This is a genomic window from Sinomonas atrocyanea (genome assembly GCF_001577305.1).
Classification (GTDB): domain Bacteria; phylum Actinomycetota; class Actinomycetes; order Actinomycetales; family Micrococcaceae; genus Sinomonas; species Sinomonas atrocyanea.
The window spans coordinates 2,680,061-2,696,034 of the sequence record NZ_CP014518.1; the positions used below are offsets into that span (position 1 = coordinate 2,680,061).

13 protein-coding genes are annotated in these 15,974 nt (G+C 73.8%); 3 read left to right on the forward strand and 10 right to left on the reverse strand.

Annotated elements, in window-relative coordinates; genetic code table 11:
• Positions 1-123: 123 nt before the first annotated feature.
• From SA2016_RS12355 to SA2016_RS12365, 3 genes are all read right to left on the reverse strand, one after another.
• A complete protein-coding gene (locus tag SA2016_RS12355; protein WP_066498431.1) occupies positions 124-735 on the reverse strand; it encodes a DnaJ family domain-containing protein in 612 nt (203 codons plus the stop codon).
• Positions 736-850: 115 nt separating this feature from the next.
• Positions 851-2,377, reverse strand: a complete 1,527-nt coding sequence (locus SA2016_RS12360) for an APC family permease (RefSeq protein ID WP_066498434.1) — start codon at positions 2,375-2,377, stop codon at positions 851-853.
• Positions 2,378-2,519: 142 nt separating this feature from the next.
• Entirely contained in the window at positions 2,520-4,547 is a 2,028-nt protein-coding gene (locus SA2016_RS12365) for a primary-amine oxidase (RefSeq protein WP_084249493.1), read from the reverse strand.
• A gap of 131 nt (positions 4,548-4,678) precedes the next feature.
• On the opposite strand from SA2016_RS12365, the gene SA2016_RS12370 reads away from it, so the two are divergent.
• Together SA2016_RS12370 and SA2016_RS12375 are read left to right on the forward strand one after the other, a co-directional pair.
• The gene (locus SA2016_RS12370; RefSeq protein ID WP_066498437.1) at positions 4,679-5,272 is read left to right on the forward strand and encodes a TetR/AcrR family transcriptional regulator; all 594 of its coding nucleotides are present in this window, start codon (positions 4,679-4,681) and stop codon (positions 5,270-5,272) included.
• Between the two features lie 17 nt (positions 5,273-5,289).
• The gene (locus tag SA2016_RS12375) at positions 5,290-6,252 is read left to right on the forward strand and encodes an AraC-like ligand-binding domain-containing protein (RefSeq protein ID WP_066502472.1); all 963 of its coding nucleotides are present in this window, start codon (positions 5,290-5,292) and stop codon (positions 6,250-6,252) included.
• Between the two features lie 27 nt (positions 6,253-6,279).
• On the opposite strand, the gene SA2016_RS12380 is transcribed toward SA2016_RS12375, so the two are convergent.
• The 3 genes from SA2016_RS12380 to SA2016_RS12390 all read right to left on the reverse strand — a co-directional run bounded on the left by SA2016_RS12380 (position 6,280) and on the right by SA2016_RS12390 (position 9,020).
• Positions 6,280-7,065 carry an alpha/beta fold hydrolase gene (locus SA2016_RS12380; RefSeq protein ID WP_066498441.1) on the reverse strand — a complete coding sequence of 262 codons (786 nt, stop codon included), beginning with the start codon at positions 7,063-7,065 and terminating at the stop codon, positions 6,280-6,282.
• A gap of 53 nt (positions 7,066-7,118) precedes the next feature.
• Complete coding sequence (locus tag SA2016_RS12385) at positions 7,119-7,532, reverse strand: hypothetical protein (protein WP_141305475.1); 414 nt, start codon at positions 7,530-7,532, stop codon at positions 7,119-7,121.
• Between the two features lie 162 nt (positions 7,533-7,694).
• Positions 7,695-9,020, reverse strand: coding sequence for an MFS transporter (locus tag SA2016_RS12390; protein WP_066498445.1), 1,326 nt, complete (start codon positions 9,018-9,020; stop codon positions 7,695-7,697).
• A 372-nt stretch (positions 9,021-9,392) separates the two neighbouring features.
• On the opposite strand from SA2016_RS12390, the gene SA2016_RS12395 reads away from it, so the two are divergent.
• Entirely contained in the window at positions 9,393-10,103 is a 711-nt protein-coding gene (locus SA2016_RS12395) for an IclR family transcriptional regulator (RefSeq protein ID WP_066498447.1), read from the forward strand.
• A gap of 70 nt (positions 10,104-10,173) precedes the next feature.
• Here SA2016_RS12395 and SA2016_RS22270 read toward each other — a convergent pair whose 3' ends face one another.
• From SA2016_RS22270 to SA2016_RS12410, 4 genes are read right to left on the reverse strand one after another with little or no spacing between them, the layout of a single operon-like run.
• Positions 10,174-10,725, reverse strand: coding sequence for a hypothetical protein (locus tag SA2016_RS22270; protein WP_257125756.1), 552 nt, complete (start codon positions 10,723-10,725; stop codon positions 10,174-10,176).
• The gene (locus tag SA2016_RS22275; RefSeq protein ID WP_257125757.1) at positions 10,662-11,456 is read right to left on the reverse strand and encodes an MFS transporter; all 795 of its coding nucleotides are present in this window, start codon (positions 11,454-11,456) and stop codon (positions 10,662-10,664) included. Before SA2016_RS22275 ends, SA2016_RS22270 begins: the two co-directional genes overlap by 64 nt.
• A 49-nt stretch (positions 11,457-11,505) precedes the next feature.
• Positions 11,506-14,781 carry an AAA family ATPase gene (locus SA2016_RS12405; RefSeq protein WP_066498448.1) on the reverse strand — a complete coding sequence of 1,092 codons (3,276 nt, stop codon included), beginning with the start codon at positions 14,779-14,781 and terminating at the stop codon, positions 11,506-11,508.
• Complete coding sequence (locus tag SA2016_RS12410) at positions 14,778-15,941, reverse strand: exonuclease SbcCD subunit D (protein WP_066498449.1); 1,164 nt, start codon at positions 15,939-15,941, stop codon at positions 14,778-14,780. Before SA2016_RS12410 ends, SA2016_RS12405 begins: the two co-directional genes overlap by 4 nt.
• Between the last annotated feature and the right edge of the window lie 33 nt (positions 15,942-15,974).

Here is a 15,974-nt window from a genome sequence, read left to right on the forward strand (position 1 = left end):
CGGAACCTGAGGGTTCCGGCTCCGTTCCGCGCGTCGTGCGGGCATTTCGACACAACTCGCCCGGGATTCGGGGCGCTTTCACCCCGAACCTGACCCGAGTTGTGGCGATATGCCCGGCTGCGCTCAGCTTCCGGTGCCGCGGCCGAACCAGCGGCGCCAGAACGGCGGCGGCCGATCGTCGGCGTCCTCCGCCTCCTCCGCGGCACGGGCGGCCGCCGCGGCGGCACGGCGCTCGTGCCAGAGTGCGACCTCGCGCTCCACGTCGCGGGTCTTGGTGATGACGGGCGGGCCGCCCAGGAGCTGGCGGCGGGCCTCGATGATGCGGCGGTTGAACGCCGCGAGGCTGTCCCTGACCTGCTGTTCGGTGTAGAGGGCGTCGAGGGTGGACTCGAGCCGGGCGTCCTCGACGCGCAGGACGAGCGCCTCGGGGCCCAGGCCTGTCAGCTGCTCGCGCTGGATGAGGCCCTTGAGCCACCAGTCGGGGTCGTTGACGTTGTCCAGGTTGGGGATCGGCTTCCCGGCGTACTGGAGGTGGTCGAACTCGCCCCGCGCCATCGCGTCGCGGATGAGGTAGTCGGCCCGGCGCGCCGCGTCGACCTCCCGGCGTCTGCGGTTGAGCTCGTCCTCCCGCTCGATCTCCTCGGCTTCCTCGGGCGAATGGGCGAGCCTGCCCGCCCGGAGCTCGGCCGCGCGCTCCATCCTGCGCCGCAGCTCCTCGTCGCCTCGGCCTCTCATGCCACCTCCCGCATCGCCCCGTCGCGGCACTGCAGCCACAGCACAGTGCCGCCACGTCCACGGTAGGACGTGACGGCACTGCAGTCACGGCAGCTCCCCGGCCCGGGGAGGCGGATCAGTCCTCCTCGTCGCCGAGGTGGTGCGCCCGCCCTTCCTCGCCGTGCCCGATCCGCGCGTACAGCGCCGCGTCAGTGCGGCGGAGCCGGAGGGCCCAGAGGATGCCGAGCAGGCCCGGGACGACCACGATGGCGGGGAGCACCCAGCTCAGGGCGCTCGGCTCGGTGAGGCCGAGCAGGACGTCGAAGTTCGCCACGATGAGGCAGAACACGACCGCGAGGGCCACGGCGCCGAGGGCGGGGGCGATGACGGCGGTCCAGGCACTCGCGCGGAGGGCCGGGCGGCGCCGGAAGAAGCCGATCACGGCCACGGAGACGATGGCCATCAGCAGCACGAGGCCCATCGCTCCGGCGTTGGTGAGCCAGGTGAACATGGTCAGGACCGGGTACAGGGGGCCCAGCTCGGAGCCATTGCCGGCGATCGCGAAGCCGGCCGTCACGAGCACCGCGATGCCGGTCTGCACGAGCGAGCCCGCCTTGGGGGCGCCGTGGTGGCTCGTCGCCTCGAGCCAGCCGGGCAGGACCCGCTCGCGGCCGAGGGAGAAGAAGTACCGCGCCACGGCGTTGTGGAAGCTCACGAGCGCGGCGAAGAGGCTCGTGATGAACAGGACCTGCGCGACATCCGCGGCGATCTGGCCCACGTGGGCGCCGAGGAAGGAGAAGACCAGGTCCGGGCCCTGCTTGCCCGCAGCGTCGAAGAGCTGGGACGGCCCCGTGCCCACGGCCATGGCCCAGGACGAGACGGCGTAGAAGACCGCGATGATGCCGACGGCGGTGTAGGTGGCGCGCGGGATGGTGCGGTGGGGCTCCTTGGCCTCTTCGCCATAGATCGCGGCGGACTCGAACCCCATGAAGGCCGCGACGCCGAACGAGAGCACGGCGCCGATGCCGGGCACGAAGAGGCTCGACGGCGCGAGCGGGGCGGCGGTGAGGCCCTCGGGGGCCACGGCGAAGGAGGCGACGTCGTACACGATCACCACCAGGAACTCGAGCGCCACGAGGGCGCCGAGCACCTTCGCCGAGAGGTCCACCCGGTTGACGCCGAGCGCCGCGACGACCGCGATGCAGACCAGGATCGGGGCCCACCACGGCACGTCCACGCCGAAGCGCTCCGAGATGAAGGAAGAGACGGTGAAGCCGAAGATCCCATAGATGCCCACCTGCATGAGGTTGTAGGACATCAGCGCGGTGAGGGAGGCGCCCACCCCGGCGGGGCGCGAGATGCCCTGCGAGACGTAGGCGTAGAAGGCGCCGGCGTTGGTCACGTGGCGGCTCATGGCCGCGTAGCCGACTGCGAAGACCGTGAGGATGGCGCCGAGGATGAGGAAGGACAGCGGGACGCCCAGCAGGCCGGTCACGGCGAACGTCGTCGTCACGCCGCCGGCCAGGACCGTCAGCGGCGCGGAGGCCGCGATGATCATGAGGGTCACGGAGGCGACGCCGAGGCGGCGCCGGCGCGGTGAGGCTGCGGCCTGCGCCACGGTGGCCTCCTTGGTCCGACGCGGGGAGCTCGTCGGGATGCTCATGGGTCCTCCAAAGTCGATGAGGTGGGGCGGCCGGTGCGGCCGCCCCACCATCGTGCGATGGGCGCCCTCTGCGTGACTTGTCCCACAGTGAACGCCTCTTGTCTGCCTGAGCGCTACCTGCCGGTACCGCCCGTGGCGGGGGCTACCGGTGGCAGTGGCCGCCGCCGGCCGCGGGGGCCGGGACGTCGAGGACGGGGCTGCGGTCGAAGAAGCCCTCGGGGCGGATCTTGAAGCCCACGTGGTCCACCGGCATGATGGGCCAGTCCTCCGGGCGCGGGAAGTGGGTCAGGCCGAACGTGTGCCACACGACGAGGTCGGTCCCGTCGAGGTCGCGGTCCTGGGTCTGGTAGGCCGGCAGGCCGGCTCCCCCGGGGTGCTGGTTCACGAAGTCGCCGGTGGGGTACCGCTCCGCCTCGTCGTAGCGGGTCACCCAGAGGGCCTTGGTCGCGAACGCGGCGCGGCCGGCGACCGACGACGCCGGGTCGGCCAGGAGCGTCGGCTGGCCCTGGGGGTGGATCTTGTAGGCCACGGGCTCGCCGAGGCGGTTGAGCGAGCCGGGGTTGGAGACGACCCACGAGCGCCCGGCCGCCATGTCGTTCTCCCGCGCCGCCTGGGACTCGCGGGCCAGGAGCGTGCGCCTGCGGGTGAACGCGTTGCCGCGCTCGTTCCCCGGCCCCAGCGGCACGCGGACGGCGTCCTCCTCCTCGACGCGGTTCGGCCCGCTGTCGAGCGCGAAGTCGAGCCGCGCGCTGAAGAGGTGCTGGTGGAACGGGGCGCCCAGGCCCGGCGCCATCTCGGACGAGTACGGGTAGTCCGCGGAGGGCTGGGCGGAGGTGAACACGACGCCGGTGGCCTTGGCCTCGAACTCGATCGTGCCGTCGAGGTAGAGGTACCAGTAGAAGCCGTAGTCGTAGTTGCCGATCGTGGTGAAGAAACTGATGACGAGGCGGCGGTTGCGGCGCACGTAGCTGACCCCGCTCCACAGGTCGGAGTGCTTGGAGAGGATCGAGGCGTCCTCCTCGTGCATGCAGATGCCGTTCGCGATGGTGCGCGGGGTGCCGAACCCGTCGGCCACCACGGGGCTGAGGTAGGTGATCTCGCCCAGGCAGTCGCAGCCGAGCTCGAGCGAGTTCGCGAACTGGCCCACGAGGTACTCGCCGGTGTCGAAGTAGTTCTGCCACGACCGCACCGGGGACGGGTCGCCGTAGGGAACGACCATCTCGGCGATCGAGGCGCGGTCGAGGATGCGGCGGCGGCGGGTCGGCTTCCGGTCGCCCGGGTTGCCCGCCGCGGCGTCGTCGAAGGCGATGTTGTGCAGCACGAGGCCCTCGCGCACGTCGAAGCCGACGTCGAGGCTCCACCGCTCCCATTCGACGTGGTTGCCGCCGGTGACCGTGAAGCTCGGGCCGTCGGGCTGGGTGATCTCGATCGGCTTCTGGGTGCCGCGGACCGGCCCGGTCAGCTCCGGATCGGTGAAGTTGCCGTGCTCCGCGGGCACCGGGACCGGGCCGAAGTCGAGGACCTGGTCCACGGTGCGGTTCACGACGTCGACGTAGGCCACGAGCCCGTCCACGGGGTGCGCCCACGGGCTGTCGGATGCGTGCTCCTGGACGAAGGCCAGGCCGCGCAGGATCCTGCGGCCCTTTTCCTCGGGGTACTCGAAGACGCCCGCGGAGAGCGGGGCGACGCGGACCGTCGCCGGGTCGAGGCCGCGTGCTGCGAGGGCCTCGAGCCAGCGGGCATCGCCGCCCAGGATCTCCTCGACCGCCTCGAACTCCTCCTCGAGCACGGGCAGCTCGCCGGCCGCCGACGTGTCGAGCTCGGTGTCGTCGTCGACCTCGCCCCGCGTCACCGAGAGCGTGACGTCGTGCGGGCGGGCCCCCGCGACGTCGTGCAGGAAGACGCGGAACCGGCGGTCGACGGCGGCACCCGGCTCCCCGGCGCCGCTACCCCGCGGCGGGTCGACGAGGCCGAGGTAGGCGATCCGGGTCGTCTCGTGCCACAGGCCTGCTCGCTCGAGGATGCCGCGGGCCGCCTCGATCTCGCTCGCGGTGGCCAGCGCGTACTGGCCGGCAGCGCCCTCCGCCGGGGACCCCGGCCCGTGGCACGCGTGCTCGCCGGCCGCGTGCTCGGGGACTGGATTCTTGTGGGCCGTCGTGTCGATGCTCATCGGGACCTCCGGGGGTTGGCGGGGAGATTTTTTTCTATGGACGTAGAGAATAACCGCCTGTAAGCTGAATCACAACGGTTGTAGAAAAAAGACGGCGGCCAGGGCCGCGAGGCACAGACTGCGAGGTGGAGATGCCCAAGATCGTCGACCACGACCAGCGTCGGCTCGAACTCGTCGATGCGACGTGGCGGGTCATCGCGGAGCGGGGCCTCGACGCCGCGACGATGCGAGAGATCGCCTCGGCCGCGGGGTTCGCCAACGGGGCGCTCAAGCCCTACTTCACGTCGAAGGACGGGCTGCTCGACTTCGCGTTCGAGCACGTCTTCGCCCGCACCAACCGCCGGATGGAGGCCGCGACCGCGGGCCTGTCGGGGCGTGCCGCCCTGCGGGCCTACTGCCACGAGATCCTCCCCCTGGACGACGACCGGCTCGCCGAGGCGCGGGTCGCGATCGCGTTCTGGAGCAAGGCGGTCAGGGACCCGGAGAAGGCGGCCCTCCACGAGCGCTCCATGGACCAGTGGCGCTCGGCCCTCGCCGACCTGCTCCGCGGGGCAGGCTTCTCCGGCGGCGCGGCGGAGCTCGACTCCGCCGTCGGCGCCGTCATGGACCTCGTGCTCGGCGCCCAGATCACGGCCACCCTCTCCCCCGCCCGGCACGGCGCCGGCCAGCTCGTCGCCCAGCTCGACCTCCTGCTCGACGCGTTCCTGCGCGAGGAGCAGTCGTGAGCGCGGCGCCCTCCTCCGTGGACGCTGCCCGGCAGGCAGGCGGGCTCGAGGTCACGGTGGCCCGAGACTTCGACACCTGGCGCCGTGCCGTCTCGGCGTCGTTCGTGCCGCTGGCCGTCGAGGCGGACCGGCGCTCCGCCTTCACGGGCAGCATGCGGGGGCGCCATCTCGCCGCCCAGCAGACGAGCATGATCGAGATCGCCGCGAGCAGCCACGCCGTCATGCGCACCCCCGAGCTCATCGCCGCGGCGGACCGGAAGTACTTCAAGCTGGGCATCCAGCTCGCGGGCACCGGCCTGCTCCTGCAGGACGGCCGGGAGGCGGTGCTCACCCCCGGCACCCTGGCGATCTACTCGACGGACCGCCCGTACACGCTCGCGTTCGACGGCGACTTCCGCTCGCTCGTGCTGATGTTCCCGCACGCCGCGCTGGACCTGCCGGCGGACGCGATGGCGCAGGTGACCGCGTCCGCCATCAGCGGCTCCGAGGGGCTCGGCGCCCTCGTGGCGCCGTTCCTCGTCCGGCTGTCGGAGAATCTGGACGCGGTGGCCGGGCCCAACGGCGCGCGCCTCGTGGGGAACGCGCTGGACCTCGTCACGACGCTGTTCAACGGCGAGCTCGACGCCCGCTCGGCGGCCTCACGCGACCCCCACCAGATGCTCCTCGCGAGGATCCACGACTACATCGAGGCGAACCTGCCCGACCCGGACCTCTCCCCCGGGTCGATCGCGGCCGCGCACTTCATCTCCACGCGCCACCTCCACGACCTCTTCCGCGAGCTCGGCACCACCGTGTCCGCGTCGATCCGCGAGCGCCGCCTCGCCAGGTGCCGCCGCGACCTGCGGGACCCGGTCCTCGCCGACCGGCCCGTGACCGCGATCGCCTCCCGCTGGGGATTCACGGACTCGGCCCACTTCTCCCGCATCTTCCGGGCCGCCTATGGCCTGCCGCCCACTGCCTACCGCGCGGGCGAGGGCTAGCCGGCAGTCCAGGGCCCGCGCTCCAGGCTACGAGGCCGCGTGCAGGAACGGGACGAGTTCGTCCAGGATCGGGTCCGCCGGGGCCAGCGTGGAGGCATGCGTCCGCCCGGGCAGCTCGACGAACCGCGCGTCCGTCATGATCGCGGCCGCGCGCCGTGAGTCCTCGAGCCGCTGCGGGTCGCGGGTGCCCGCCATGAGGAGGGTGGGCAGCGCCAGTTGGGCGACGACGGCCTCCGGCAGCCCCGGGTCCTCTTCCGTTCCGGTGAAGCAGGCGGCGAGCGCCCCGGCGTCGTTCGCGAGGAAGGCCTGGCGTGTGGCGGCGTCCACGGGCTTCCCTGCCGCCTCGAGTCCCTCGACGAACGCCTCCATGCGGCCGGAGCGCAGGGCTTCGAGGTAGCCGGGGAAGAAGACCTTGGCCACCTCGCCGCGCTGCGGCCGGTAGGTGCCGCCGAGCGCGGTCAGCGACGCGGCGCGCCCGGAGGCCGTGGCGGCGAGGGAGAACGCGACCCGCGCTCCGAGCGAGTAGCCAACGAGGTGGGCTCGCCCGATCCCCTCCGCGTCGAGGACGGCGAGGACGTCGGCAGTGTGGAGCCCCATGCGGTACGCCGGGGACGCATCCGGCTTTCCGCTGCGCCCGTGGCCGCGGAGGTCGACCCGCACCACGGTGAATCCCTCGAGCGCCTTCACGTATCCGAGCCCGCGCCAGATTGCCTTCGACAGGGCGGAGCCGTGGAGGAGGACGACGGCGGGGCCGTCCCCGGAGGCGTCGTAGGAGATCTCGGTGCCGTCGGCGGGGTTCGCGGTCGTGCTCACCGGCACACCCTATCGCCGCGCGGCCCCGGTGCGGCCGCGATGTGGCGCACCCCTCAGCGGGGCACGACGGCGAGGCGCCCCGCCCGCTGCCGCCGCACCCAGGCGGCGGCGAGGAGGGCGGTGCCGAGCTCGACCGCGATGATGGCGAGCATGGCCCCCGCATGCGCGTCGGCCGCTCCCCCGGCCGGCTGGTGGCCGTGCGCGTGCCCGCCGCCGTGGCCGCCGGAGAGCACGAGCGCGCCGTGGACGAGCACCATGGCCAGGGACATCGCGACCACGGCGTGGGCGGCACGCAGGCTCGGCCGGCGCCAGAGATGCCAGGCGCAGGGCAGGCAGGCCGCCGCCATGGCGGACCCGAGGACCGCCATCCATCCGCCGCCGGGGACCACGGCGAGGTGGGCAGCCCCGCCCACGGCGGCCGCCGCCGCGGCCCATCGGCCGGAGGTCCGGCCGGGCATCGTGCTCATGTCCATGTCCCCAGCATCGCCGGGCTGCGGCGCTGCCGCTTCGGCCAGAGTGCACCGTCCTTGACCACGCGCGCACAGCGCGACGGCGGGCCGTCCCGCGTGGGAGGGCCCGCCGTCGTGCGCCAGCGTCAGCAGGCGACCGGGGTCAGCAGGCGGCCAGCGTCAGCGGGCGGCCCCGGGGTGCTCTCGGACGTACTCCTCGTGCGCCTCGGCGACGTGGAGGTCGACCCCCTTGGTCTCCTTCACGAGCGAGACGCCCACGAGGGAGATCACGGCGGCGATGGCGATGTAGGCGCCGATGGTCCAGGACATCCTGAACTGGTTCATGAGCATCTCGGCGATCATCGGGGCGAACGCGCCGCCCAGGATGGCACCGAGGGCGTAGCCGATCGACACGCCCGAGTACCGCACCTTCGCGGGGAACATCTCGGCGTAGAGCGCCGACTGGGGACCGTAGGAGAGGCCGAGGCCGAACGTCATGACGAAGAGGGCCACGAAGTACCAGACGATGTTCCTGGTGTCGATGAGGAACCACATCGGCACCGCCCACAGGGCGAGGAAGGCGTAGCCGATCTGGAAGGTGCGGATGCGCCCGAGCCGGTCGGAGACCACGCCGCCCCAGAGGGTGAAGATGAGCCAGCCGAACGAGGCGAGGGTCGTGGCCAGCAGCACGGTGGGCTGGTCCATCTTGAGGTTCTTCACCGCGTAGGTGGCGAAGTAGGCGATCAGGAGGTAGCCGGCGGCGTTGTTCGCGATGAAGATGACCGCCGTGAGGACGACTTCCTTCCAGTTGTGGCGGAAGAGCTGCCCGAGCGGCGCCGAGGACTCCTTGCGGCGCTCCTGGAGCGCCAGGAAGACCGGGCTCTCCTCGACGGCGCGGCGGATCAGGTAGCCGACGGCGATGAGGACGATCGAGAACAGGAACGGCAGGCGCCAGCCCCACTGGACGAACGCGGGCCCCATCACGGTGGTGAGGATCCAGAGCGTGAACGTCGCGAGGATCATCCCGATCGGCACGCCGATGTGCGGGTAGGCGCCGAAGTAGCCGCGGCGCGCCTTGGGCGCGTGCTCGACCGACATCAGGGCCGCGCCGCCCCACTCGCCGCCGGCGGAGAAGCCCTGCAGCACGCGCAGGAGGATGAGCAGGAGCGGTGCGAGCGCGCCGACCTGGGCGTACGTGGGCAGCACGCCGATGAGCGAGGTGGACAGGCCCATCATGATGAGGGTGAACACGAGCATCTTCTTGCGGCCGAGCCGGTCACCGAGGTGGCCCGCCACGATCGCGCCGAGGGGACGGAAGAGGAACGAGATGCCGATCGTCGCGAAGGCGATCACCTGGGACAGACCCGGGTTCTCCTTCGCGACGGGGGCGAGGAAGAGCGGACCGAGCACGACGCCGGCCGCCTGGGCGTAGATGAAGAAGTCGTACCACTCGATGGTGGTGCCGACGAGGGTGCCAGCCAGGACCCGACGCTCCTCGCGCGACATCGCGGAGGTGGGCTGGGGCGTTGACTGCCTGGGTCATTGGGACTCCGTGGTTCTAGGGTGCGAGTGCCCCGCGGGGGGCGAACCATTGACGTGGGCCGCACGGGCGGCCCGACCGTTCGAATTACTTACCGATTGGTCGGTCAACAAAATGGAGGATACATGGATGTGAGGTGGCCCACATGCAGTGGGCGGCCGCCGCGTGCTGCGATGCGACGAGCGGCACCTGCGGCGCGCCGAACGGCGCATCGCGTTGCCCCACCGGCCGCCGTGCCCGATACTGGGACGGATACGTTCGATAATGGAACAGATGGTGCTGATATCGGACAGCACCGTGCGCGGGACGCCGCGACAGAGCCAGCTGCAGAGGATCCCATGCCACGCACCGCCGAGACCGGCCCCCACTCCCAGACGCTCTCCCGGGGCATCCGCGCCCTCGAGGTCCTCGCGGAGGCGCGCACTCCCCTGACCATCGCCGAGCTCTCGTCGGCGCTGGACGTGCACCGCTCGATCGCCTACCGGATCGTGCGCACGCTCGAGGACCACGCGCTGGTGACCCGCGACGACTCGGGCCGGCTCCAGCCCGGAGCGGGCCTCGCGGTGCTGGCCCGGTCGGTCTCGCGGGACCTCCAGGCGGCCGCGCTGCCCGAGCTCGGCCGGCTCGCGGCGGAGCTGCACATGACCGCCTTCGTGGCGGTCTGGGACCGTTCCGACTGCATCACCCTCGCCACGGTCGAGCCCCAGCACAACGGCGCGACCCTCGCCCAGCACCCGGGGACCCGGCACCCGCTGGACCGCGGCGGCCCCGGCATCGCCATCCAGTCCGCCCTCGGGCGCGACGAGTGGCAGCAGCGGGTGCCCGAGGTGCCCTACCGCGCGGAGTCGGACCAGTCCCGGGAACGGGGCTACGCCCTCAGCCACGACGAGGTGATCCCCGGCCTGTCCTCCGTGGCCGTCCCCCTCATCCTGCCGCACCACCGGCCCGCGGCCCTCGCCGTGGTCTACCTCGGCACGGCCGTCGACCCGGCGCCCATCGGGGCGGCACTCATCGCGGCGGCCGACCGGATCGCCCGCGCCGTCGGCTGAGCCCGCTGCCGGCTGCCAGCGCGGGCGGCCGTCCCGGCCGAGGCTGCGATGGCTGGACATTCCCGGTCGTTCAGGCGGCGGGGCGGGCGTGCCCGCGCGGCAGGAGCAGGGACGTGGCGCCCAGGAGCGCCAGGGCGGCGGCGCACACGAGCGGCGCGGCCAACGCGGCGGGCGACCCACCGCCCTCTGCCAGGACCCCGGCGGTGCCCGCACCCAGCGCCACGCCCGCCACGAGGCCGCTCGCGAGCGCGGTCATGGCCGTGCCCATGCGTCCAGCGGGCGCCAGTCGGCCACCGAGGCCGTAGACCGTGACCATGATCGGGCCGACCGGCACGCCGACCAGCAGCATCATGGCCGCCATCGCACCGAGGCTGTGGGGCACGAGCATGAGGAAGGCGAGCGCGGTCAGGGCGCCCGCGCACGCCGTCCAGCGTGCCGCGAGGGTGAACTTCGCCGGCCAGGCGGCGACGCTGAGCGCTGCGACGGCGGAGGTCAGGCCCAGCGCCGCGTAGAGGAGTCCGGCGGTCTCCGCGGCGCCGAGCTCTCCCGCGAAGGCGGTCAGGGCGGCCTGGGTGCTGCCGAAGAAGGCGCCCATCGCGAGCATGCCCGCGGCCGGGAGCACGACCGGCGTCCAGCTTCCGGCGGCTGCCGGTGCGGCGTCCGCCCCGTCGGGGCGGGGCGGCCAGTCCTGGCGGCGGTGTGCACTGCTGCCGCGGTGGGGTGCACGGCGAAGGCGGTCACGAACACGGCGGTGAGGACGGCGGCCAGCGCGAGCGGCAGCCAGGGCGCGATGGCCGCGCCGAGGGCGCCGACCAGGGCGGGGCCGAGGACGAACGTCAGCTCGTCCGCCGTGCTCTCGTAGGAGAACGCCGCGTCGCGCTCGAGCTCGCGCAGTGGGCGCCGCTCGGTGAGGGCCATCCACCGCGCCCGGGCCAGGGGGCCGACCTGCGGGAGGGTCAGTCCGGCCGCGAGCGAGACCGCGATGAGCGGCAGCGGCGCCGACTCGTGGAGGCCGCCGGGCGCGTAGCTCACGGCGATGACCCCGGCAGTCGTGGCGGTGTTGAGGAGGCCGGCGACGAGGACGGTGCGGCGCTGTCCGTACCGGTCGGCCAGCCAGCCGAGCGCGGGCGCGCCCACGGCGGAGCCGATGCCGACGGCGCCGGCAGCAAGGCCGCCGAGCGCGTACGAGCCGGACGCCACCGAGACGAGGGCCAGCGTCCCGATGGTCAGCATGGCCAGTGGAAGCCTGGCGACAAGGGCGATAGGGATGAAGTCCGGCCCGGCCAGGGACGGCAGCGCGGAGTAGCGGGCAAGAAGCGAGACGCGGACGGCCACGGGGTACCTCGAGGACATGCACGGCGTCCCTGCCACCCGCCGTGCAGGACCCGGTAGCGTTCACATCCTACTGTGCTGCCGCTTCGGCCTCGGCTGTCGGCTGGGCCAGCTGGGGCGCGAGCCCCACCGAGGCGATGCGGGATCCGTCGCGGCCCTTGCTCACCCGGATCTGGGCCGGGATGCGCTGTTTGAGCTCCGAGACGTGGCTCACGAGGCCGACGACCCGGCCGCCGGCCCGCAGGCCCTCGATGGCGTCCATCACCTGTTCGAGGGCCTGTTCGTCGAGGCTGCCGAACCCCTCGTCGACGAAGAGGGTCTCGATGTCGATGCCCCCGCTCTCGTGCTGCACCACGTCCGCCAGGCCGAGCGCGAGGGCGAGGGACGCCATGAACGTCTCCCCGCCGGAGAGGGTGGAAGGATCGCGCCGCTGGCCGGTCCAGCCGTCGACGACGTCGAGTCCGAGGCCCGAGGCAGCTCCGCGGGCCGCGAGGGCGTCGGTGTGCTCGAGGCTGAAGCGGCCGTCGCTCATCGCGAGCAGCCGCTCGGAGGCCGCGAGGGCCACCTGCTCGAGGCGGGCGGCGAGGACGTAGCTGTGCAGCGACATCCGCCGCTCGTTCTCCCCCTGGCCCCGAGCGGTCCGGGCCAGCGCCGCGAGCGAGTCGGACCGGGCCCGCGTCCGCTCGAGCAGGGGCCGAGCGGCCTCGAACGCCGCGCCCAGCGCGGTCAGGCGGCCGCAGGCGGCGGCCGCCCGCTGGGCGGCGAACTCGGCGGTCCGCGCCCGGTCCTCGGCTGCGGCCTCGCCGGCCCGCAGCCCGTCGAGGACCGTCTGGGTCGGTGCTGCGCCGCGGTGCTCGGCTTCGAGGGCCCGCTCGACGGCCGCCGAGGCAAAGAGGCCGCTCAGCTGCTGTCCTTCGGCCTCGTGCGCGGCAGCCTCGGCCTCGAGCCGTGCCGCCTCGGCCGGACCCAGGAGCGCCGCCCGCGCGGCGGGCGCGTCGGCGAAAGGCGAGGCCGAGAGGGCCGCGGCGAGGACGTCCGCGGCCGCCGAGCGCGCCTCCTCGGCCGCGCTGCTCGCGGCGAGCGAGTCAGCGAGGGCGGCGAGCGTGCGGGCCCGTGCCGCCACGTCCGCCTGCCGGGCGGCGACGCTGGGGAAGCCGCCGCGCCAGAGGACGATCTCGGCGTGCCGGCGGTCCCGTTCCTCGCCCCGGCTGCGGAGGGTCTCCTCGGCGCGGATCCTCAGGGCGGTGGCGTCCTGGCGTGCCGCGAGGGGGGCCTCACGTCGACGGGACAGGGCGCGTGTCCGCTCGAGCACGGACGTGAGCAGGGCCTCGGCCTGACGGGCACGGCCGAGCGCTGCGAGCTTCTCCTCGCGCACCCGCACGGCCTTGTCGGGGTCGGTCGCTCCGCCGCGTGCCTCCACGGCGGCCAGCCGGGCGCGCGCCGACGCCACGGCCTCGTGCGCGTCGCGCTCGCGCGCTGCCGCCGCCTCAGAGGACCGGGCGGCGGCGCGCTCCGCGTCGACGAGCAGGAGCGGGTCCTCGGTGCCCCGGGCGGGGGCGGGGTGCTCGGCGGAGCCGCACACGGGGCACGGCGCTCCCTCGTCGAGGTGTGCGGCGAGCTCGGCGGCGGCCTGGCCCAGCCGGAGCTCGCGCAGGCCCAGCCACGATTCCTTGGCGTTGAGCGCCTCCGCACGCCGTTCCCCGTGCTCGGATGTGGCGTCGGTGAGCGCGCGCAGCGCCCGCGCGTGGTCCTCGACGGCCTTGACGATGTCCTCGGCCGCGTCCGCCTCGAGCGTGGCGGAGCCGAGGGCTGCGGCCTCGACGGCGAGCCGGGAGCGCTCTGCCTCGAGCTCGTCGAGTTCCCGGCCGAGCCGCTCGGCGTCCGCCTCCGCGCGGGCCGCGGCGCTGCGGTGCGCCTCGAGGGCCGCGGCGGCGTCCGCGAGCTGGCGCTCGAGGTCCGCGAGGTTGCGCTCGGCCGCGATGCGCTCGGCGAGGACGGCAGCTTCCGCTTCCTCGGCGGAGGCCGCGCCCCGCACGTCCGCGGCCTCGGGCAGTCCGCTGCCCGGCGCCGTGCGCGGCGGGGTCCACCCCGTCGCGGCGGCGGCCTCCGCTGCGGCCGAGGCATCGGCGCGGGCGCGTGCCGATGCCTGTGCCGTGCGCTCTGCCTCGGCGAGCGGCCCGCTGAGGACGGTCGCCGCGCGGTGGGAGGCGAGGGCGTCCAGCCGTCTGGACTGGTCGGCGGCCGCCGATTCCCAGGCAGCCTGGCGGGCCCTGGCAGCCGAGAGTTCCTGGGCGTCCTCGAACCCACGGGCGGCCTCGGCCACCATGCGGCGCGCTTGAGCGAGGGCCGCCCGGGCGGCCTCGCACTCGGCTGCGGCGCGATCCCTGAGCGCGCCGAGCGCCGCGCCCGCCCACCCGAACAGGGCCGCCGCCCGCTCGGGGTCCAGAGGCTCGTCGGGGTCCACGACCGGCCGATGGTCGCCGATCGGCTGCTGGTCGCGGACCGGCCCGTGCGCGCCGTCCGGGTGCTCCCGGCCGTCCGCGGCGGTGTCGGTTCCGGTGCCGGTGCCGCAGTCCTCGGCCCGGCCCTCGGCCGGGTCCCCGGACGGGTCCCCGGGTCCGGAGCCGCGCTCGGCAACCAGACGGGCGAGGCCGTCCGGCAGCTCCTCGACGAGGGCGGCGAGGTCCGACTCGAGGCTGGCGACCGGCTGGGCGGCGGCGCGTTCAGCGGCTTCTGCCTCCGCCCTGGCCGCCTGCGCGAGGGAGGCGAGCTGGGCCTCGACGTCGGCGAAGCGGCGGGTGCCGAAGAGCTTCTCGAGGAGCTCGGTGCGCTCCGAGGCCTTGGCTCTGAGGAAGGAGGCGAACTCGCCCTGCGGCAGGAGCACGACCCTGGTGAACTGCTCGCGGGCCATCCCGAGCACCTCGCCCAGGAGCGCACCCGCCTCGTCGTTGCGCGAGGTGAGGGGGCGCCACGCGCCGTCCACGAGCTCGCGGACGTGGGTGGCGGCCTTCTGCTGGACCCAGCCGGACGCCGACCGCGCGCTCGGACGCGTCCACTCCGGGGTCCGGCGGACCTCGAAGCGGCGGCCCTGGGCGGTGAACTCGAGCACGACCGCCGGTTCCGCGTCTGCGGCGGCGTGGTGGCTCTTGAGCGAACGCGTGCCCTGGCGGGCCCCGGGGAGGCTGCCGTAGAGCGCGAAGCAGACCGCGTCGAGGATGCTGGTCTTCCCCGCGCCGGTGGGCCCGTTGAGGAGGAAGAGCCCGTGCTCGGCCAGGGAGCCGAAGTCAATGGCCTCGTGGCCGGCGAACGGTCCGAACGCACTGATCTGAAGCTGGTGCAGCCTCACGAGGCCACCTCCGCGAGCCGCACCGATTCGAGGGCGTGCTCCAGGGCCTCCCGTTCGGTCGCGTCCGCGCCGCGGCCGCGGACGTGCTCGAGGAACCCGCAGCACAGGTCCACATCGCTGCGGGCGGCGGCGAGCCGCTCGCTGTAGGTCGCGGCGGCCGTCCCGTCCCGGCCCTCGGGCTCGAAGGCGAGCGCGACCGTGAGGGGGAAGCGGGCGCGCAGCCGTTCCATCGCGGCCCTCGGGCGCTCCGCGTCGGTCAGGGTGACGTGGCAGTAGGCCGACTCGGCTGCGGTGTGGGCCACATCGGACAGGAGGTCCTCGAGCGGCCCTCGGAGGACCGCGAGCCGGTGCCGGCTCGCCCAGTCGACGGTCTCGACCGACGCGATCCCGTCCGGGCCGACGTCGAGCATCCATGCCCCCTTCGCCTGCCGCCACTCGGAGAACGAGTAGGCGAGCGGCGACCCCGAGTAGCGGATCGAGGGGGTCAGCTCCTGCCGCCCGTGCAGATGGCCCAGGGCGGCGTAGTCGAAGCCCTCGAAGACCGACAGCGGCACGACGTCGAGGCCTCCCACCGACAGCGCGCGCTCGCTCTCGCTCGACACCCCGCCGCCGGCGAAGGTGTGGGCCATGACGATCGAGTGCACGGTGCCGGCGGCCTTCCGGACCCCGAGGTCCGCCCTGGCCTTGCCGAGCGCCGCCGCGGTGACGGAGGCGTGGCCGGGCGCGGAGGCCCCGAGGGCTTCGGCGACGAGGCGCGGCTCGAGGTACGGGAGCCCGTAGACGGCGAGCTGGGCGCCGTCGCCGAGCGGAAGCAGGACCGGATCCCCGATCTGGTCCACGCGGGTGCGCAGGTGCACACCTCCGCGCTCGAGGAGCCTGGAGCCGAAGCCGAGCCTGACCGCCGAGTCGTGGTTCCCGCTCGTGATGATGACCTGTGCACCCGCGGCGGTGAGCCGCACGAGGGTCTCGTCGAGGAGCTCGACGACGTCGACGGCGGGCAGTGCCCGGTCATAGACGTCCCCCGCGACGAGCACCGCGGCGACGTGCTCCGCTTCCACGTGGGCCACGAGGGCATCGAGCCACTCGCGCTGCGCGTCGAGCATCCCGACGCCGTGGAAGGACCGGCCCAGGTGCCAGTCCGAGGTGTGGAGGATCTTCATGGTCACAACGCTAGAGGGCGGCACCGACAGTTC